14 protein-coding genes and 1 pseudogene are annotated in these 19,185 nt (G+C 74.6%); 2 read left to right on the top strand and 13 right to left on the bottom strand.

The genetic code is table 11. From position 1 onward, the window contains the following. Position 1: 1 nt before the first annotated feature. From EBO36_RS01295 to EBO36_RS15960, 11 genes and pseudogenes are all read right to left on the bottom strand, one after another. Positions 2 to 1,897, bottom strand: a complete 1,896-nt coding sequence (locus tag EBO36_RS01295; RefSeq protein ID WP_244925328.1) for an MBL fold metallo-hydrolase — start codon at positions 1,895 to 1,897, stop codon at positions 2 to 4. Between the two features lie 99 nt (positions 1,898 to 1,996). Then, complete coding sequence (locus EBO36_RS01290) at positions 1,997 to 3,844, bottom strand: alpha-amylase family protein (protein WP_122823033.1); 1,848 nt, start codon at positions 3,842 to 3,844, stop codon at positions 1,997 to 1,999. Positions 3,845 to 3,859: 15 nt separating this feature from the next. Continuing rightward, complete coding sequence (locus EBO36_RS01285; RefSeq protein WP_122823032.1) at positions 3,860 to 5,299, bottom strand: GH1 family beta-glucosidase; 1,440 nt, start codon at positions 5,297 to 5,299, stop codon at positions 3,860 to 3,862. Positions 5,300 to 5,301: 2 nt separating this feature from the next. Further along, positions 5,302 to 6,243, bottom strand: coding sequence for a carbohydrate ABC transporter permease (locus tag EBO36_RS01280; RefSeq protein WP_122823031.1), 942 nt, complete (start codon positions 6,241 to 6,243; stop codon positions 5,302 to 5,304). After that, positions 6,240 to 7,148, bottom strand: a complete 909-nt coding sequence (locus EBO36_RS01275) for a carbohydrate ABC transporter permease (RefSeq protein WP_122825364.1) — start codon at positions 7,146 to 7,148, stop codon at positions 6,240 to 6,242. The genes EBO36_RS01280 and EBO36_RS01275 overlap by 4 nt, the downstream gene beginning before the upstream one ends. 52 nt (positions 7,149 to 7,200) lie before the next feature. Continuing rightward, positions 7,201 to 8,598: an extracellular solute-binding protein gene (locus tag EBO36_RS01270; RefSeq protein ID WP_122823030.1), complete on the bottom strand. Its 1,398-nt coding sequence runs from the start codon at positions 8,596 to 8,598 to the stop codon at positions 7,201 to 7,203. A gap of 193 nt (positions 8,599 to 8,791) precedes the next feature. Next, positions 8,792 to 11,413, bottom strand: a complete 2,622-nt coding sequence (locus EBO36_RS01265; protein WP_122823029.1) for a glycoside hydrolase family 38 N-terminal domain-containing protein — start codon at positions 11,411 to 11,413, stop codon at positions 8,792 to 8,794. After that, positions 11,413 to 12,126, bottom strand: a complete 714-nt coding sequence (locus tag EBO36_RS01260; RefSeq protein WP_122823028.1) for an aspartate/glutamate racemase family protein — start codon at positions 12,124 to 12,126, stop codon at positions 11,413 to 11,415. The genes EBO36_RS01265 and EBO36_RS01260 overlap by 1 nt, the downstream gene beginning before the upstream one ends. Further along, positions 12,123 to 13,013 carry a hypothetical protein gene (locus tag EBO36_RS15545; protein WP_122823027.1) on the bottom strand — a complete coding sequence of 297 codons (891 nt, stop codon included), beginning with the start codon at positions 13,011 to 13,013 and terminating at the stop codon, positions 12,123 to 12,125. Before EBO36_RS15545 ends, EBO36_RS01260 begins: the two co-directional genes overlap by 4 nt. Beyond that, on the bottom strand, positions 13,010 to 13,180 hold the full coding sequence (locus EBO36_RS15540) for a hypothetical protein (protein ID WP_244925327.1): 171 nt from the start codon (positions 13,178 to 13,180) through the stop codon (positions 13,010 to 13,012). Before EBO36_RS15540 ends, EBO36_RS15545 begins: the two co-directional genes overlap by 4 nt. Positions 13,181 to 13,341: 161 nt before the next feature. Then, a pseudogene (locus tag EBO36_RS15960) lies at positions 13,342 to 14,238 on the bottom strand (FGGY family carbohydrate kinase); the annotation flags it as partial. A 289-nt stretch (positions 14,239 to 14,527) separates the two neighbouring features. Here EBO36_RS15960 and EBO36_RS01235 point away from each other — a divergent pair. Together EBO36_RS01235 and otnK are read left to right on the top strand one after the other, a co-directional pair. Then, on the top strand, positions 14,528 to 15,298 hold the full coding sequence (locus EBO36_RS01235) for a DeoR/GlpR family DNA-binding transcription regulator (RefSeq protein WP_164471268.1): 771 nt from the start codon (positions 14,528 to 14,530) through the stop codon (positions 15,296 to 15,298). Beyond that, complete coding sequence (otnK, locus tag EBO36_RS01230) at positions 15,295 to 16,572, top strand: 3-oxo-tetronate kinase (protein WP_122823021.1); 1,278 nt, start codon at positions 15,295 to 15,297, stop codon at positions 16,570 to 16,572. The genes EBO36_RS01235 and otnK overlap by 4 nt, the downstream gene beginning before the upstream one ends. 33 nt (positions 16,573 to 16,605) lie before the next feature. Here otnK and EBO36_RS01225 read toward each other — a convergent pair whose 3' ends face one another. Both EBO36_RS01225 and EBO36_RS01220 read right to left on the bottom strand, forming a co-directional pair. Beyond that, positions 16,606 to 16,881 carry a hypothetical protein gene (locus EBO36_RS01225; protein ID WP_127573339.1) on the bottom strand — a complete coding sequence of 92 codons (276 nt, stop codon included), beginning with the start codon at positions 16,879 to 16,881 and terminating at the stop codon, positions 16,606 to 16,608. A gap of 164 nt (positions 16,882 to 17,045) precedes the next feature. Continuing rightward, positions 17,046 to 19,115 (bottom strand): NAD(+) synthase, encoded by a 2,070-nt coding sequence (locus EBO36_RS01220; RefSeq protein WP_122823017.1) that lies wholly within the window; start codon positions 19,113 to 19,115, stop codon positions 17,046 to 17,048. Positions 19,116 to 19,185 lie beyond the last annotated feature (70 nt).

Genomic DNA, 19,185 nt, shown 5'->3' with positions numbered 1-19,185 from the left:
TCTACCGGATCAGCAGGTCATCGTAGTGGCGTCGCCTTGGAGGACCGGCATCGCCCGGTGTGGCCGTGACGACATCGACGAGCGCCTCGGCGTGCTGACCGAGGTGGAGCTCCCCCACCGACACGTCGACCGCGCACCGCGCCCGACGCCGGACCTCCGGGGCGGGCATCACGCGGAACGGCACGGCGGCGCTCTCCCCCGGCCCGAGCACCCGGTGCACCACGGGCGGCTCGGCGTGCCACCCGTCGGGCACGACGAGGCGGACGACGGCCTCCGCCGCGACGTGGTGCGGGTTGCGCACGGTGGCGGTCAGCTCGACCGGCTCGCCGACCTGCGGGCGCGAGCGGTACGGCGTGAGGCGCGCGAGGACGCCGTCGGCGCCGACGTCCAGCTCGTCGAGCGGCAGCAGGTCGGTGTGGATCCGGGCGAGCTCCTCCCCCTGCTCGGCCAGCATGTCGAGGTAGTTCTCGTCGACCCAGCGGGGCTCCCAGTGACCGCTCACCATGAGGCCGGGACCCACGCGCCGGTAGAGCTCGGCGCTGCGCCGGTAGTCCTCCAGGCCCACGAGGTTGCGGTACTGGTAGTTGAGGATCTCCCGGCGCTGGCCGGCGAGGCCGCGCCCGTCCTGCTGGTCGCCGGTGACGAGCACCCGCACGCCGTCGACCTCGAGCTCGAACGCGGCGGCGTACCGGGTGTGGCCCCGCAGCTCGTGCACGGTGATCGCGTACTCGTGCCACCGCACCGTCTCGCCCAGGGCCAGCTCCCGGTCCACCGCGATGGGGTCGTACCACTGGCACGGCAGGTCGTGGTGCATGGGGTTGGCGAGGATCGGCGCGACGTTCTCCGGGACCCACACCTGGGTGCCCTCCACCTCGCGCAGGAGGTTCATCCCCGCCACGTGGTCGTCGTGGTAGTGGGTGGCCATGACCACCTCGACGTCGGTGACGCCGAACCCGCCCCGCAGCGCGTCGAGGGACGCGAGCCAGGGCCGGCGCGAGGCGCGGTCGCGCCCGTCGGGCAGGCCGGTGGTGACGTCGTAGCCGAAGTCGATGAGCAGGGCCGCCCCGGACTCCGAGAGGAGGACGTAGGACGCGGCGACGCTCGAGCGGTTGAGCAGGAAGTGCGTCGTCAGCCGGGCGTAGGGGTGGACCAGGCGGGTCTCGAGGTCCCAGGGGAAGGGCCGCCGGGAGTCGACGTAGGCCTGCATCCGCCGGGCGAGCAGCCCGAGCGCGGCGGCGGGGTCGGCCATGGGCTCCCCGTGCGAGGGCAGGAGGAGGTCCAGGCGCTCGCGCTGGAGGAGGTAGCAGGACAGGACCGTCATCGCCGGCCCCTCGTTCTCGGTGTAGGACCACTGCGTCGCGGCGAGCGACCACACCTTGCCCGGCGCGTAGAGGAGGTCACCGGTGAAGGCGATGCGCCGGCCGCCGCGCTCGAGGACGTAGGTCACCGACCCCGTGGTGTGCCCGGGCGTGGGGTGCACGGCGAGGTCGACGCCGCCCCAGCGGCCGGTGCGGTACTCGGGGACGAGCCCGGCGACGGGCACGGAGTCGAGCAGGGAGAACCGGTCCTCGCGGAGGTTGTAGTCGTTGATGATGGGGCGGGTCGCCCACATGTCGTCGGCGTGCTCGAAGAGATCCCGCTCCACCGGCGGCACGTGGATGGCGATCCCGGCCTCGACGGCGCGCGGCAGGCCCTGCGCCTGGTCGCGGTGGTGGTGGGTCATGACCACGTCGGTGAGGCGGTCGATGCCCATCTCGGCGAGGTGGTCGAGCACGCGCCCGGACCCGAAGTCGATGGCCACGCCCGTGCGGGCACCCTCGGCGCGGACCACGTAGACGTGGCACGTGTCCCGCACCCGGAAGACGCCCTCGGCAACCTCGCGCACCACGTCGGTCACCTCACGATGGTAACGATCCCAGCGAGGCGGGACAACGGCAGCGCGACCCCGATTCGCACCCCGCCGACGTCGCGGCGTGGACGGCGACGTCGGCGTCGCTCACCGCCCGCCGGCCCCCGCGACGCGGGCCCGGTAGCGCTCCCACGTCCGCGCGACCAGGGCGAGGTCCTCGGGGCCGAGCTCCTCCCCCGAGCGGTCCATCCGCTCGGCGTAGTACAGGGCCGGCACCCCGAGGTCGGCCTGGGCCTCGACGTACGCGCGCCACTGGGCGCGGTCGGGCATCGGCCACTGGTCGGTGTCGACGAGGTGGCCGGGCATCGTCGCCCGGACGACGTCGTGCCGGAAGCACAGCTGGTCGGCCACCGGCACCAGCGCGGCCGTCGGGTCCCGCTCGAGGACGTCGTTGAGCCGGACCATGTCGCACACGTCGCCGAACGCCGGGTGGGGCGTGTGGGTGATCATCAGGGCGTCGGGCTTGGCGGCCTTGAGCGCGTCGTACAGGGTGGCGAGCAGGACGTGCAGGGCGGCGATGCCCCACGGCCCGGGCCCGCCGTCGTCCGCCGGCGCGGCGACGAGCGCGCGGCCGGCCGGCGCGCGCTGGGTGAAGTCCACCTTGACGCCGTCGGCGTCCAGGCCCTCCGCGCTCACGAGGAAGCGCACGATCGCCGCCAGCCGTTCCCGGTAGGCGGGGTTGCCCGGGTCGACGGCGACCGGCCGGCCCCCGGGGTCGCGCACGCACTCGGCGGCGGGGACGCCGTCGGGGTCCCACGCCTTCCACCACAGCAGCACCCGCTGCCCGTCACGGTGCCGGTCGGCGATCCACGCGCGCAGGTCGGGCCAGCGCTCGGGGTCCGGCTCGCCGAGGCCGTACCGGGCCTGCCACCGGTCGTCGAGGACGATCGTGCCGGGCCGCACGCCGGCGCCGTCGAGGTGGGCGAGGAGCTCGTCGTACACGTCCTGGCGGGCGAGGTCGGGGCCGATCGCCACTCCCGGCGGGACGACGGCGGGGGCGAGGTCGGCGAGGCGGTAGGGGTGGCTGGCCGGCCCGAAGGGCGCCCTGGCGCACTGCGCGCCCCACCCGCAGAAGATCGGCTCGCGCCACCACGCCGCGGCAGGGTGCGCCGGCCCGGCGGGCGCGAGGCCGGCGTCGACGAGCTCGCGCCGGTGGTCGGCGAGGGCCTGCAGCGGGTCGGCGGCCGGGGCGATGACGAGCGGCGGGGTGGTGAACTCCCCGTCCACCCGGGTGTGGCCGTCGTAGTCCAGGCGCAGCGAGAACCCGCCGTCGACGCTCTCGTAGGTGAGCTCGGTGAACCGGAGCTCGGCGGCACCGGCCCGCACGGCGAGGCGCAGCCAGTCCCCGGCGGGCACCTGGGTGGGACCGGTGGCCGCGGCCCGCCCGAGGACGAGGCACAGGGGCGGCGGCGAGAACACCGCGTGCAGCCGGCCGGGGAGGGCGTCGCCCACCACGCCGAGGACGACCGCGGAGTGCGCCGGGCGCACCACCTGGACGGGCTCGCTGGGCGTCGGGGAGTAGACCGAGGCGAACTCGATGGCGGACCGGAAGGTGCCGGCGGCCCCGTTGGGCAGGACCGCCCGGCCGCCGAGCACCGTGACGTCGCCGAGCCTCCCGTGCCCGCGGACGGTGACGGTGAGCTCGAGCGCCCCCTCCCGGCACGCGAGGCGGACCTCCTTGTGCTCCCAGGCGGTGCTGGTCTGCTCGACGACGACCACCACGCCGTCGTCGTCGGTGGCGTCCACCCGCGGCGGCGCCACGGAGTAGGTCTCGTCGGCGTCGTCGGTCCGCGCGACGGACGCCAGCAGGCTGAGGTGGGTCCAGATGAGCCCGTCGGGGTCGGCCAGCACGGCCCGCGGCGGGTTGGCCCGGACCTCGAGGACGTAGGCGTCGGCCGTGATGGTGGTCGCGCCGGGGCGCTCGTCGACTCTCATGATCTCCGGGTCAGCTCAGCCGAACGGGACGACGGCGGGGTCGGGCTGGAGGACGCCGGTGCGGGCCAGCTCGGCGTACACCCGCCCCGAGTCCTTGACGGTGCGCACGCCCGTGGGGTAGTCCACGTGGACCAGGCCGAAGCGCGGCCGGTACCCCAGGGCCCACTCGAGGTTGTCCATGAGGGACCAGTGGACGTACCCCCGCACGTCGGCGCCCGCGGCGATCGCCTCGGCGAGGGCGGCGACGTGGCCGCGGAGGAAGGCGGTGCGGCGGCGGTCGTGGACGCGGCCGTCGTGGGTGGGGGCGTCGGCGAACACGCCGCCGTTCTCGGTGACGAGCAGGGGCACGCCGGGGTAGTCCCGGGCCAGGCGCACGAGCAGGTCGTGCATCGCGGCGGGGTTGACCTCCCAGCCGGCGTCGGTGCGGGGGGCGGTGCCGCCGGGGTCGACCACCTGCCAGGGGAACGGGCGGCCGGGGCCGGGCTCGGCCGCAGCCATCACGCGCCGGGTGTAGTAGTTGACGCCGAGGAAGTCGCTGCGGCCACCGATCGCGTCCTCGTCCCCGTCCCGGATGACGTCGAGGGGCCTGCCGAGGGCGCGCTCCCAGTGCTCGCGCATGTCGGCCGGGTAGCCGCCGGCGAGCAGCGGGTCGAGGAACCACCGGTTGACGTAGCCGTCGGACCCCTCGGCCGCGGCGACGTCGGCCGGGCTCGGGGTCGCGGGGTCGCAGGGGAACAGGCTCAGCGCCGCCCCCACCCGGGCGCCGGGGTAGGCGTGGAGGACGTCCGCGGCCGCGCCGTGGCCGAGCAGGACGTGGTGGCCGGCGGCGAGCGAGGCGCCCAGGTCGCTCACCCCGGGCGCGTGCAGGCCCAGCTGGTAGCCGAGCAGCGCGATGATCCACGGCTCGTTCTGGGTGATCCACCAGGGCACCCGGTCGGCGAGCCGCCCCGCCACGGCGCCGGTGTACTCCGCGAAGGCGTCGACGCTGGCCCGGCCCGCCCAGCCGCCGTCGGCCATGAGCGCCTGGGGCATGTCCCAGTGGTTGAGGGTGAGGATCGGGGCGACGCCGCGGGCGAGGAGGGCGTCGACGAGGCGCTCGTAGTGGTCGAGGCCGCGCGCCTCGACGCGGCCCGTGCCCTCCGGCATGACGCGTGACCACGCGACGGAGAAGCGGTACGCACCGAGCCCGAGCTCGGCGACGAGCGCGACGTCCTCGCGCCAGCGCGCGTAGGACTCGCAGGCCCGGGACCCGTCGGCGCCGTCCTCGATGGCGCCGGGGCAGCGGGCGAAGACGTCCCACACGGACTCCCCGCGACCGTCGGCGTCCAGGGCCCCCTCGACCTGGAAGGCCGACGTCCCGGCCCCCCACAGGAAGCCGGGCGGGAAGCCACCGACGACGGGGGGCCCGCCTTGCGGCGAGCCCCCCGCGTCCGAGCCGGGTGAGGCGACGGGCACGCTCAGCCCTTGACGCCCGTCGTGGCGATGCCCTCGACGAAGTGCCGCTGCGCGACGAAGAACAGGATGATCATCGGCAGGGTGGTGATGACGCTCGCCGTGACGACGATCTCCCAGTTGAGGTTGCCGCCGAACCCGAACTGGTCGAGCAGGGCCTTGAGGCCGCGGGGGATCGTGAAGGTCTCGGAGTCCCGCAGGTAGATGAGCGGGGCCATGAGGTTCGTCCACGAGGCCTGGAACTCGAAGATCAGCGTGACGATGATCGCCGGCTTGCACAGCGGGACCGCGATCTTGGAGAAGATCGCCCAGTTGTTCGCGCCGTCCACCCGCGCCGCCTCGAAGAGGCTGCGCGGCAGCCCGAGGAAGAACTGGCGCAGGAGGAAGATGTAGAAGGCGCTGCCGAAGAGGTTGGCCGCCCACAGAGGGGTGAGCGTCCCCACCTGCCCGAGGGAGTTCCAGATGAGGAACACGGGCACCATGGTGACCGCCCCGGGCAGCATCATCGTCGCCAGCACGACGCCGAAGAGCGCGCTGCGGCCCTTGAAGCGGAAGTAGGAGAAACCCCAGGCGACCATGGCGCTCGAGACCGTCACCGACACGGCGGCGAGCACCGTGACGATGAGGGTGTTGAGGATCCACAGCGCCAGCGGCGCCTCCTGCCACACCCGGATGTAGTTCTCCCAGGTGAAGGTGTCCGGGATGAGCTTGTTGTCGAAGACCTCCCCCCGCGGCTTGAACGAGGCGCTGATGAGCCAGATGAAGGGGTAGATGAACAGCACCGAGAAGGCGACGAGCCCGAAGCCGATGGCGATCTTGACCGGCAGCGAGCGCTTGGACCGGTCGGGCCGGAACTTGCGGATCGGTGGCTGCAGCTCGGCCTTGAGGGCGGCCTCGGCCGCCGGGTTGGCCGTGATGGACGTGCCACCCGTGGATGCGGAGGTCATTTGTCGTCCCCCTCGTAGAAGACGAGCCGCTTGCTCACGAGGAACTGGATCCCCGTGATGATCATGATGATGACGAACAGCAGCCAGGCCATCGCCGAGGCGTAGCCCATGTTGAGGAACTCGAACGCCTGCTGGAAGAGGTAGATGGCGTAGAACAGCGCCGCCTCGTTGCTGTAGGTGCCCGCCCCGAAGAATGCCGTGTAGGCCTCGGTGAAGGTCTGCAGGCCGGCGATGGTGTTGACGATGACGAGGAAGAAGATCGTCCCGCTGATCATCGGGACGGTCACCTTCATCGTCCGCTGCCACCAGTTCGCGCCGTCGACCTTGGCGGAGTCGTAGAGCTCCGCGGGCACGTTGCGCAGGGCGGCGAGCAGGATGATCACCGTCGAGCCCACCGACCACAGGCCCATGAGGATGAGCCCGGGCTTGATCCACGGCCCGTCGGTCGTCCAGTTGGGCCCATCGATGCCCACCCACCCGAGCGCCATGTTGATGAGGCCCTGCTGGCCGTTGAAGAGCAGGAGGAGCAGGATGCCGACGGCCACCGGCGGCGTCATGTTGGGCAGGTAGAACGCCGTGCGGAAGAAGCTCGAGGAGCGGCCCGCCTCGTTGAGGAGCATGGCCAGGGCGAGCGAGAAGAGGATCTGCGCCGGCACGAGGAGCACCGTGTAGTACGCGGTGTTGAACAGCGACAGCGCGATCTTCTCGTCGGACAGGAGCCGGCGGTAGTTGTCGAGCCCGATGAACTCGGGGGCGTTGATGACGTCGTAATCGGTGAGCGAGAGGTACCCGCTGTAGAGGATGGGCCAGACGGTGAAGATCGAGGCCCCGATGATCCACGGGAGGATGAACAGCAGGGCCGCCCGAAGGTTGCGCCGCTGACGCCGCCTCAGCTCGGGACGCATCGGCACCGTGGCCGATGCGTCCCGAGCCGGTCGTGCGAGGGTGGCCACGGGCCTACTCCTCGTCCCACTCCGCCCACGCCTGGTCGAGCGCGCTCTGGGCCTCTTCCTGGGCCCGGTCGAGCGCGGCCTGCGGCTCCTCCTGCCCGTTGAGGACCCGGTTGACGGCGTCGTTCCACGCGGTCTTGAACTCGTTGTCCGCGGCGCTCGCCGGGTAGGCGAAGCTGTTCTCGTTGGCCTCGTACATCGCCTCGATGGCCGAGTCCCACTTCTCGTCGCCGGTGGAGGGCACCATCTCGCGGATGGCCTCGTCGGCGTCGGACCGGCCCGTGAGGATTCCGGTGAACGTGCCGCCCTCGGCCTCGCGCAGGGCGATGCGGTTCTCGGCCGCGGCGGTCCAGGTGTCGAGCTCGGTCATGGCGCGCGCGAAGCGGCAGGCCGCCTCGGGGTTGGCCGCGCCCTCGGTGACGGCCCACGCGCTGCCGCCGGCGAAGGCGATGGTCTCGCCCTCCTTGTCGCGCAGTGTGTCGAACGTCAGGGGGGCGTCCGGGGAGACGTCGTTGAGGACGTTGATGTACCACTGCTCCATCGGCATCGCGCCGAGCACGCCGGAGGCGAACTGGTTCTCGGCGCCGAAGGCGTCGGCGGCGTCGCGCAGCGCCTTGACGGCACCGAAGCCGCCCTGGGTCTCGTAGATGCCGAGGGCGAACTCGAGCGCCTCGACGACGGCCGGGTCGTTGATCTGCGCGGTGCGGCCGTCCTCGGAGATGAGGTCGACGCCGTTGGAGCGCGCCCACAGCGGCAGGAACTCGGGGAGCTTGGAGTCGTAGCCGATGACCGACAGGCTGCCGTCGTTGACCATGAGCGCCTCGTTCGCGGCGGTGATGGACTCCCAGTCGGAGCCGTTGACGTCCTCGACGCTCAGCCCGGCGGCGGAGAGGAGGTCGGCGTTGGCCATGGTGATCTGGATGGAGTTGAACTCCGGGATGCCGTAGACCTCGTCGGCGAACGTCACCTGCTCCACCGCGTGCTCGCGGTAGTTGTCGATCTCGATGCCCTCGCCCTCGATGCACTCGGCGAGGGGGATGATGGCGCCCCGCGAGGCGAAGGTGCCGATCTGGTCCCGCGCGGCGTAGATGACGTCCGGGGCGTCCCCGGAGGCCACGGCCGTGAGGAACTGCTGGATGTCCAGCGCGCCCTCGACGAGGGTGATGTCGACGCCGTCGCCCAGCGCCTCCTCGGCCACCGCGTACCGCGACTCCGCCACGTCGTCGCCCAGGCCGAAGCCCATGATCTCCAGCTCGCCGGACAGCTCGGCCTCGGAGTCGAAGGAGGCGCCGCCCTCGTCGCCGCCGCCGGTCCCGCCGTTCCCACCGCTCCCCTGCGCACAGGCCGCCAGGGCGAGCCCGCTCGCCAGGACGACGACGGGGATACGCACGCTTCGTGCTCTCATGTGCCACTCCTCCACAGTGATGCGACGGGGCACCTGGGCGGTGCTCCCGCGTGAAATTCGACGGGTCCGTCGTGGACCTCGGTCAGCGGCATGGAACGGCGCCGTTGCCGTACCTGAGAACGTACCCACATCCCCAGGACCGGTCAACGGCTCGACCTAACGATCCGGCCACGGATCGCCGCCCGGCCTGACCTTACGACCCGGGCGCGAGGTCCGCCCGGGCAAGATCACCGGGCTCCGCCGGGAGCCGCTCCCCGCCCGGCGCCGGTCCCTCCTCCGAGGGCTGCACCCGGCGCAGCTCGACGTCGACGACGCCGTGGGCCGGCACGGGGACCCGGCCGCCGTCCGCGGCCCCGTCGACGACGACCCGGCCCGGGCCCCGCCAGGTGAACGTCGCGTCGACGGCGTCCCCGACCGCCCGCAGGCGGACCCGCACGGAGCGCCCGTCGGGGCCCGGCCGCAGGTCCGCGAGGACGGCGTCGGACGGCTCCACGTGGAGGTGCTCGGCGCCCAGGGCCGCGGCGCGCGCGGCCACCTGCGCGTCCGGGACCTCCCGGGCGGTGAGCGGGAGGAGGAGGTCGCGGCCGAACCGGCGCACGTCGGCGGGTGTCGGGGCCGCCGCGGCGCGGAAGCGGTACCGCAGCGTCACCACCCCGCCCTGGGCGGCGCGGAAGTTGGTGAAGTGGAGGTTGTTCATCACCCAGCTGTGGACGTGCCCGGTGGGGGCGTCGAGCCGACGGGCCCACCGGCCGGTCTGGAAGGCGCCGAGCTGGACGAGCGGGGCGTCCAGCGTCCCCCAGAGGATCCCGCCGTCGGTGCCGGTCACGGCGGCGGCGTGCTGGAGGGAGTACCAGTCCATGCTCGTGTCGGCCAGCTGCTCCGCCCCGGCCCGGTAGACGGCCCCGGCGGTCTCGAGGAGGAAGCCGGGGTCGGTGACGGCGAACGGGAACGTGACGAACACGCTCTCCGGCTCCCGGACCTCGGGCTTGGCCAGGCGCACGGTGACGTCCACGAGGTCGACGTCGTCGTACAGGCGCACCGTCGTCGTCACGTCGTCGAGCGTGGGGCCCTGGGCGTGCCAGGTGATCTCGGCCCAGCCGGGGCCGGACGCCGTCGTCGGCTCGCCGACGCCGCGGGCGGGCGCCCGGACGAAGTCGGGGCCGGGGTGGTCGGGGTGGAAGGCCTTGGGGACGGTGACCATGGGGTGGTCGCTGCCCGCCGGGACCTGCTCGACGACGACGGCGCCCAGGCCGTGCGCCGCCTCGGGGTCGACGAGCTCACGCCCGCTGGCGAGGTGGACGAGGGAGACGACCCCGCCGCGCGCCGGGTCGACGACGAGCCGGTGCGTCCGGGTCGCCAGGACCCGGGTCGCCGGGCCAGGCACGGCGGCCGGGGGCACCTCGCAGGCGGCGACGCCGAACGCCGGGACGTCGCGGGCGAGCAGGACCCGCTCGTCCGCGCCGCCGACCTCGACGAGGACCGGCTCGGTGCGCGGGTGGGAGGTGGGGTTGAGGACGACCACCGTGGTCGCGGCTGGCGCCGCCCCGGCGCCCGGCGCCGCGGGGTCGGCGCTGCCATCGCCCGCGTCGAGGAGCCGGAACAGGCCCTCGACGGCGAGGTCGCGGCCGAGGTCGAAGGCGCCGGCGGCGAACGCCGCCTTGGCGTTGAAGGAGGAGTAGGTGAAGTCGGAGTCCCTCCGGGAGTAGCTCTCCCACGAGCCCCACGTGTGCTCGGAGAACAGGAGCAGCTCGGTGTCGACCGCCTCGAGGTCGGCGGTGACCTCCTCGGGGGTGCGCAGCCGCACCGGCGCCCGCCGGTAGCCGATGACCGCCGACGTCGGCGCGTCCCAGGAGCCGCGCAGCGCAGCGAGGGCGAGGGACGCCTGGGCGGTGAGCGCGTGCGAACGCGCCGTCCGGTACAGCGCGACCTCGCGGGCGGTGGACCCGTGCCCGTGCGACCACCAGTCCGACCACTCCCCGCGGACCACGGGGACGTCGGCGCGTTCGGCGACGGGAACGAGCCGGTCGAGCGCCTCGTCGATGGTGGCGGTCCGCATGGGCCGCTCGGGGTGGCGGGCGTTCCAGTGCCGCACCACGTCGAGGAAGCGGGCGGTCGGCCACCGGTTGTCGTTGCCGGCGTGGACCACGGCGACGTCGTAGGGGTAGTCCTCGCGCGCCTCGAGGGCCGCGACGAAGGCGCCGACGTTCGCCTCGGCGAGGGCCACATCCCCGTCGACGATCCCCCACTCCTCCCCGTACCCGTAGTGGGTGGACAGCCACACGAAGACCCGGCTCCCGTCGGGGCCCTCCCACCAGAAGCCGGTCGGCTGGGTGAACGGGGGCCGCCCGTGGTCGGGGTTGAGCGCCATGACGAGGCGGTCCAGGCCCGCGCGGCGCATCGCCGGGACGGCGCCCCAGGCGATCCCGTTGACGTCGCCGTGCTGCTCGGTGCGCACGCCGATGCCGGCGTCGGTGAGGGCACCGAGCCGGTCGTAGGTCTCGTCGAGCTCGTGCTCGCCGAGGAGCTGGGTCATGTTGAGGTAGCCGCCGGTGACGGCGACGCGCCCCGCGGCGACGAGCGCCCGGAGCCGCTCGACGTCCCGCGGGGCGGCGGTGCGGACGAACTCGAGGACCGGCCGCGCGGCCTCGAACGTCCAGCGCATCTGGTCCGGGCCGGGCGCGGCGTGCGCGTCGCACAGGTCGAGGACCTCCCCGACGACCCGCCGGTGCGCGGCGTCGACGAGGCGGGGGCTGTTGGTGTAGCCGACGTCGTGGTGGGTGTGCCCGACGAGGAGGACCTCCCGGATCTCGCCCATCAGGCCCGCTCCCCCGCCGCCGCCCCCGCTGCCTCTCCCGCCGCCGCGAGGGCGGCCTCGAGGCCGGTCCGCGGGGAGCTGAGGACCACCGCGCCGGACAGGTCGGGCGGCTCGGCCAGCAGGGCGTCCGCCATCGAGGCCTGCGCGAGGACGACGACGTCGCTGTCGGCGGCGGCCCGCACGACGGCCGCGCGCACGAGCGCGTCGTGACGGGCCTGGTCGCCGGCCGCACGGGCGTCCGCCGCCCCGGCGACGACGTCGTCGGTGACCGCGACGCCGGCGCCGGCGCGGGCCACCTCGGCGTCGAGGAGGCGGCGGGTGGGCCCGAGGGTGGAGGCGAGGGTGGCGAGGGCCGTGATCCGGCCGCTGCGGCCGGGGGCGGCGGCGAGCTGCACGGCGCGCCGGGCCATCGGGCGGTCCACGCGCAGCACCGGCACGCCGGCGCCCTCCGCGGCGGCGTCGGCGCACTCCCCGACGGAGGAGCAGGTGACGAGGACGGCGTCGACGCCGAGGTCGGCGAGGCGGCGGACGTGGGCCCGCACGTCGGCCGCGACGTCGTCGGTGACCCCGCCGGCGATGACACGCGTTAGGAGCGAGGGGTCGACGACGTGGACCAGCTCGGCGTCGGCCCCGAGCTCCGCCCCGATCGCCGTGAAGGCCGGGGCCAGGGCGGGCACGGTGTGGACCAGGCCGAGCCGTACGGGCCGGCTCATGCCTGGCCCCACGGACGGGCGTAGCGGTCGACGGTCTCGACGAGGCGCTCCAGGCGGGGCACGGACACCTCGTGCAGCCGGGCACGCACGTCGGGGGCGCCGACGACGTCGCTCCACAGCGCCCGGCCGGCGAGGAAACCGCTCGCACCGGACTGGCACGCCGCGGTGACGGCGCCGAGATAGTCCTCGCGGTCGACGCCCTGGGACAGCACCACCCACGGGCCGGTGATGGCGGCGTCGAGGGCGCCGCACGCCGCGCGGAGCTCCTCGGGGGTGCCCTTGCCGGCCCGGGGGACCTGGACCTTGTACAGGCTCTGGCCGAGGACGGACAGCTCGGTGGCCGCCTCGCGGATGGCGGCGTCAGCGTCCCAGGTGCCGGCGTCGAGCTCGTCCGGGGTGGCCCGCACGACGGGTTCGAGGACGGACAGGACGCCGAGGCGCTCGGCGGCCGCGACGAAGTCGCGGGCGAGCTGCACGCGCTCGGCGCGGCGGGCGTCGCGCCGCCAGATGATGAGGAGCTTGAGGGCGGCGACGCCGGCGAGGTCGGTCTCCCCGGAGACGACGGCGTCGTCGAGGGAGGTCTCCTCCACGGGGCCGCCGTCGGGCTGGGTGAGGGCGTCAGCCGCGAGGATGAGCCCGGTGCTGCGGGGCAGGTACTCCTCGGAGCGGACCTGGTCGAAGCCGTAGTGGCGGTCGATGAGGAAGCCGGAGGCGAGCGGCCCGAGGGTCTGCGCGACGGCGAGCTTGAAGTCGACGAGGCGAGCGTCGTCGACGCGGCCTTCGCCGGCGTCGGCGAACATCGTGCGCAGGCTCTCGCGCTGGTCCATGGCGACCATGGCCAGGCCGCCGGAGGCCCGGGCGATGGCGTCGAGGGTGGGGGCGGTCATGGTGCTCCTTCGAGGGCAGCGGTGACGAAACGGTCGTAGAGGGCGTCGTAGGTGGGTGCGGGGGTCCCCGCGACGGGTCCGGTTTGCAGCGTCCGCGGCGGCGCCAGGCCGGCCCGGTGCGCGGCGAGCAGCGCGGCGCCGGCCGCCACGGGCTCGTCCTCGAGCACCCGGCGCAGGCGGGCGGGTCCGGCGGCGGCCTTCGCGGCCAGCCAGGCGTCGCGCCCGGCGGCCCGAGGACGACGACGTCGCCGGCGGGGTCGGTGCCGGCGGGGTCACCGGCGAGGCGGGCCTGCTCGGTGAGCATCCAGCGCGCCTGGAGCGCGAGCCCGTCGAGGAGTGCGGCGGCGTGCGCCACCCGGTCCGCGGGCGCGCCGAGGAGGCGGACGGTGGCGCCGGGGTCCGGGGCGGGCGTCTGCCGGCCGCGCAGGTAGGGCAGCACGAGCGGGGACGCCGGCGTGCGGGGCAGCGCGGCGGCGCTCGCGAGCAGGGCGTCGAGGTCCTCGCCGCCGCCGTGGCGCTCGTGCCACCACGCGACGAGGGCGCCGGCGCTGGACGACCCGGCGACGAGGGCCTCGTCCTCGCCGCCGACGGTGCGCACCAGGCTCATCCCGCCCGCGGCGACGGCGTCCGGGTCGGGCCGCGCGCCGAGCACCCGGACGACGGCCTCGGCGGTGCCGAGGGAGTCGGCGACGTCGCCGGGCGCGCGCATCCCGGCGGCCCAGGTGCCGACGGGGTGGTCGTGGCCGGCGACGACCACCGGGGTGCCCGCGGGCACGGGGCCCCCGGCGCGGGCGCGCCCCGCGAGCTCGCCGGGGAGGGCGACCTCGGGGAGCTGCTCGGGGCGCAGGCCGACGGCGGCGAGCAGCTCGGCGTCGAAGGCCGGCTCCAGGGCCCCGCCGGGGGCCGGCAGCCGGTAGGCCATGGTCCGCCCTGCGAGGGTGTGGTCGGTGACGAGCCGGCCGGTGAGGGCGAGCGCGACGAGGTCCGCGGCACCGGCCCAGCGGCGCATCCGCGACCACCGGGCGGGCTCCCGCTCGCGCAGGTATGCCCACGTGGCGAGCGGCGCCTTGCCGCCCGGGCGCACGCCGGTCTCCCGGAACAGCGCGGAGGCCCCGAGCGTGGCCGCGAGCGCCCGCGCCTGGTCGGCGGCGCGGTGGGGGTCCCAGCGCAGGAGGTCGCCGACCGGGGCGTCGTCCTCGTCCAGCGGCACGCCGGTCTCCGCCATCGAGGCGACGCCCACGGCGACGACATCGTCGTCGCCTGCGACGTCCGCGACGAGCGCGAGGGCGGTGCGGATCAGCGCCGCGCCTCCGTCGGGCGTGGGCGCCGCGGCCCGCCGGACGACGCACACGGGCGCGTCGCCGTCGGGGAGGTCGACGAGCACGGCCTTGACGTTCGTGCTCCCGACGTCGACGCCGAGGCTCCGCATGACCTCAGTCTGTTCACGATCGAACATTTGCGCAAGAGAGTGTCCGCGCGTTGACATCCGCCGTGGCCCCGCGTTCAATCACCACGTGCGCTACGCCAGTGCCCCCCAGCGCCGCGAGGAGCTGCTCCGCCGCCTCACGGCCGCCGGGTACGTCTCCTCGGCGGAGCTCGCCGACGCCATGGGCGTCTCGGACATGACGATCCGGCGCGACCTGCGCCTGCTCGAGGAGCAGGGACGCGTCCGCCGGGTGATGGGCGGAGCGAGCCTGCCCGCGCCGGCCCACCGCGGCGCGCCGTTCGAGGACCGCCGCGCCCGCAGCACCCAGGCCAAGCGCGCCATCGCCGCGGCTGCCCTTCCGCTCCTCGCCGGGGTGGACAGCGTCGCCCTCGACGCCGGGACCACGGTCGCCGGCGTCGCACCGTCGCTGCCCGCCGGCCTCACCGTCGTCAGCCACTCCCTGCCCGTCCTCGACGCGTGCGCCGCCCGCACCGACCTGGAGGTCATCGGCCTCGGGGGCACCTACGTCCCGGGCACCCGCTCGTTCGCGGGGCCGCTGACCCGGGCCGCCGCGGAGGACCTCGCGGTCGACGTCGTCCTGCTGTCCGCCGCCGGCTACGGGCCGGACGGGCTCTACAGCGCGAACGCGCTCGACGCCGAGGTCAAGCGGGCGCTCCTGCGCGCCGCCGCGCGGGTGGTCCTCCTCGTCGACGCCACCAAGGCCGGCGTCCGGGCGCCGGTGCGCTTCGCCCCGATGGGCGCCGTCGACGTCGTCCTCACCGACCACCCGCCCGAGTGGCTGGACGGGTCCGTCGGGGAGATCATCGGGGTGACGGTCGACGAGGTGGAGGTCGGATGAGTCCCTGGCTGGGGATCATCGCCGACGACGTCACAGGGGCCTGCGACGTCGCCGCGGCCGTCCGCGCCGCCGGGCACGCCACCGTCCTCAAGCTCGGGGTGCCCGAGCTCTTCGAACCGCTCCCGGAGTGCGACGTCGTCGTCATCGGACTGCCGATCCGCAACGCCGCTCCGGACGACGCCCGCGGCCAGGCGCGGGCCGGCGCGATGTGGCTGCGCGACCGCGGCGTGGGGACCTACTACCAGAAGTACTGCTCGACGTTCGACTCCTCCCCGCACGGGAACATCGGCCCCGTGGCGGACGCCCTGGCCGAGCTGGTCGCCGGCTGGGGGGCGAACGCCCCGCCGATCCGGAGCGTGGGCACACCGGCCACCCCGACGGCCGGGCGGACGCAGTACGAGGGGCACCTGTTCGTGCACGGCCGGCTGCTGTCCGAGTCCTCCCTGCGCGACCACCCGCTGACCCCGATGCGCGACCCCGACCTCGTCCGCGTCCTCACCCCGCAGACCCGGACCCCGGTGCGGCTCGTGCGCTGGGGCACCGTCCAGCAGGGCGCGCGGGCCGTCCAGGACGCCGCGCTCGCCGGTGACGCCCACGTCCTCGTCGACGCCCTCACCGACGCCGATCTCGACGTCCTCGCCCAGGCCCTGCTCAGCGCCCGCACACCGCCGCTCGTCGGGGGCGGCGCCGGCCTCGCCGGTGCGCTGGCCCGGGCGCGTCCGCCCGTCCGCGCCGCCGCCTGCGAGGCCCCGCCCGTCGAGCCCGGCGAGCGGCTCATCGTCTCCGGCAGCCTGTCCGAGGCGACGCACGCCCAGCTCGCGGCCTTCACCGGCGTGCGCCTCGTCGTCGACCCGCTCGACGGCGGCCGGGCCCGCTGCGTGCAGACGGTGACCGGACAGCTGCGCGCCGCCTACCGCGAGCGCCCCGGGACGCCGGTGCTCGTCTGTGCGCCGAGCGACCCCGAGCGCGTGCGCTCCTACCAGGACCGGCTCGGACCCGACGACGCGGGACGCCTCGTCTCGGGCGCGCTCGCGGAGGTGGCGGCACGCGCGGTGCGCGACCTCGGCGTCCGGCGGCTCGTCGTCGCCGGTGGGGAGACCTCCGGAGCGGTGACCCGCGCCCTGGGCGTGCGCTCCCTCCACGTCGGGGAGTCGGTGAGCCCCGGGGTGCCGTGGACGGTCGCCACCGGGACGCCGCACGTGGCCCTGCTGCTCAAGCCCGAGAACTTCGGGCCGACGGACCTCTTCGAGCAGGCCTGGGCCGCCGAGCCCTGACGCGGTGCGGGTGCACGGCCAGGCCGTCGTCGGTCAGGCGCTCAGGTACCCCGACCGGTCCGTCCCAGCGGCGTCGCCGTCCACCGGCACGGCGACGAGCAGGCCGTGCTCCCGGAACTCGTGCGCGACCTGGCCCAGCGTCGACCGGCCCGCCGCGTCGCGGGCGACCACCCCCGTGAAGTCGTAGGAGGCGTCGGGGCCGAACAGGCCGTGCACCCCCATGACCAGGGGGCCGAAGGTGGCGGCCGACTCGACGTCGAGGTCGCCGGAGACGGCGATGCTCGTCTCGCCCGGGGTCCCGAAGCTCACGCGCAGCTCCATCCGCACCACCGCCTCTCCTGCGTCAGACGGTACGACTCACCCGCGCGATAGTCACCAGCCCCCGGGTATGGCGACGACGACGGGCACCGGCCGACCCTCGTGCCAGCCGGCGTCAGCAGGTCGGCGCGAGTCGCGCCGGCGCCCGCGCCCGGTCAGGGCAGGACGCGCTCGAGCTCGGCGAGCCACGCCCGGGCGGTGGCGTCCGAGGGCGCGCGCCACTCCCCGCGCGGGGACAGCGCCCCGCCGGCCATCACCTTCGGCCCGTTGGGGATCGCCGTGCGCTTGAACTGGGCGAAGCCGAAGAAGCGCTTGAGGAACACCTCGAGCCAGCGGCGGATCTCGGCGAGCTCGTAGCCGTACCGCTCGTCGACGGGGAAGCCCGGCGGCCACGACCCGGCGTCGGGGTCGCGCCACGCGTGGTGGGCGAGGAAGGCGATCTTGCTCGGCCGGAACCCGTACCGCAGGACGTGGAACAGCGTGAAGTCGTGGAGCGAGTAGGGGCCGATGGTCCCCTCGGTGCTCTGCACCTGCTCGTCCTCCCCGGCCGGGACCAGCTCCGGGGTGATCTCCGTGTCGAGCACCGACTGGAGGATCTGCGCCGTCTCCTCGTCGAACTGGCCGGCGGAGATCACCCAGCGGATGAGGTGCTGGATGAGGGTCTTGGGGACGCCCGCGTTGACGGCGTAGTGGGACATCTGGTCGCCCACGCCGTAGGTGCACCAGCCGAGCGCGAGCTCGGACAGGTCGCCGGTGCCGACGACGATGCCGCCACGGTCGTTGGCGAGCCGGAAGAGGTAGTCGGTGCGCAGGCCGGCCTGGACGTTCTCGAAGGTGACGTCGTAGACCGGCTCACCCTTGGCGAAGGGGTGGCCCATCTGGCCGAGCATCTCCAGGGCCGCGGGGCGGATGTCGATCTCCGCGAAGGAGATCCCCAGCGCCTCGCCGAGCGCGTACGCGTTGGACTTGGTGTGCTCGCTCGTGGCGAAGCCCGGGAGCGTGTAGCCGAGGATGTCGGTCCGCGGCCGGCCCAGACGGTCCATGGCCTGGGCGGCGACGAGGAGGGCGTGCGTGGAGTCGAGGCCGCCCGAGACGCCGATGACGAGCGTGGGCTCGCCGATGAACGCCATCCGCTGCTGGAGCGCGGAGACCTGGATGTTGAACGCCTCGTAGCAGTCGAGCGCGAGGCGCTCGGCGTCGTTGGGGACGAAGGGGAAGCGGTGGACGCTGCGCAGCAGCCCGATGTCCTCACGCGGCGGGTCGAGCCGGAAGCGCACGGTGCGGAAGTCGTCGGTGCGGGCCGCGTGCATGCGGCGGTTGTCGTCGAAGGTGCCCTGGCGCATGCGCTCCTGGCGCAGGAGGTCAACGTCGACGTCGGCCACGGAGCGGCGCGGGCCGTCGGGGAAGCGCTCCGTCTCGGCGAGCAGGACGCCGTTCTCGTAGAGCATCGTCTGCCCGTCCCAGGAGAGGTCGTTCGAGGACTCCCCCATGCCGGCGGCGGCGTAGACGTAGGCGGCGAGGCACCGCGAGGAGGTCGAGCGGCACAGGAGGTGCCGGTCCTCGGCGCGGCCCACGGTGATGGGGCTGCCGGAGAGGTTCGCCAGGACGGTCGCCCCGGCGAGGGCCGCCTCGGCGCTCGGCGGGACCGGGACCCACAGGTCCTCGCAGATCTCCACGTGGAGCACGAGGCCGGGGACGTCCTCGGCGGCGAAGAGCAGGTCGGGCCCGAAGGGCACCTCCCGGCCGGCGACGGTGATGCTCGACCCACGCATGTCGTCGCCGGGGGCGAAGTGCCGGCGCTCGTAGAACTCCCGGTAGGTGGGCAGGAGGGACTTGGGCACCACGCCGAGGATCTCGCCCCGGTGGACGACGACGGCGGTGTTGTACAGGCGGTTGTTCCGGCGCAGCGGGGCGCCGACGACGATGACGGGCAGCAGGTCGACCGAGCCGCGGACCACCGCGTCGACGGCCTCGTCGACGGCGTCGAGCACGGGGTCCTGGAGGAAGAGGTCCTCGATGGAGTACCCGGACAGACACAGCTCGGGGAAGACGGCGACGGCGACGCCCTCGTCGTGGCAGGACCGCGCCTCGGCGAGGACGGCCTCGGCGTTGCGGAGCGGTTCGGCGATCGCGAGGGGGATGGTGCACGCGGCGATCCGCGCGAAGCCGTGGTCGTAGGCGGAGGCGAACGTCGCCGCGGACGCCCGGGAGGTGCTCGTCGTCATGATCGGCAGTCTGTCAGCGGAGCCCGACGGCGGCACGCGCGCACCTTCCCCCGCCCCTCCCTCGCGATCG

The organism is Georgenia faecalis (genome assembly GCF_003710105.1).
Classification (GTDB): domain Bacteria; phylum Actinomycetota; class Actinomycetes; order Actinomycetales; family Actinomycetaceae; genus Georgenia_A; species Georgenia_A faecalis.
Note: the sequence above shows the minus strand (reverse complement) of the source record. Positions and strands in the feature narration are given on the sequence as shown.

Bases quoted from the DNA above. Each gene is read 5' to 3' on its own strand.
- EBO36_RS01280 (WP_122823031.1), bottom strand. From the start codon at position 6,243: ATGACCTCCGCATCCACGGGTGGCACGTCCATCACGGCCAACCCGGCG.
- EBO36_RS15545 (WP_122823027.1), bottom strand. From the start codon at position 13,013: ATGACCGCCCCCACCCTCGACGCCATCGCCCGGGCCTCCGGCGGCCTG.
- EBO36_RS01260 (WP_122823028.1), bottom strand. From the start codon at position 12,126: ATGAGCCGGCCCGTACGGCTCGGCCTGGTCCACACCGTGCCCGCCCTG.
- EBO36_RS01220 (WP_122823017.1), bottom strand. From the start codon at position 19,115: ATGACGACGAGCACCTCCCGGGCGTCCGCGGCGACGTTCGCCTCCGCC.
- EBO36_RS01275 (WP_122825364.1), bottom strand. From the start codon at position 7,148: ATGCGTCCCGAGCTGAGGCGGCGTCAGCGGCGCAACCTTCGGGCGGCC.
- EBO36_RS01265 (WP_122823029.1), bottom strand. From the start codon at position 11,413: ATGGGCGAGATCCGGGAGGTCCTCCTCGTCGGGCACACCCACCACGAC.
- EBO36_RS01290 (WP_122823033.1), bottom strand. From the start codon at position 3,844: ATGAGAGTCGACGAGCGCCCCGGCGCGACCACCATCACGGCCGACGCC.
- otnK (WP_122823021.1), top strand. From the start codon at position 15,295: ATGAGTCCCTGGCTGGGGATCATCGCCGACGACGTCACAGGGGCCTGC.
- EBO36_RS01270 (WP_122823030.1), bottom strand. From the start codon at position 8,598: ATGAGAGCACGAAGCGTGCGTATCCCCGTCGTCGTCCTGGCGAGCGGG.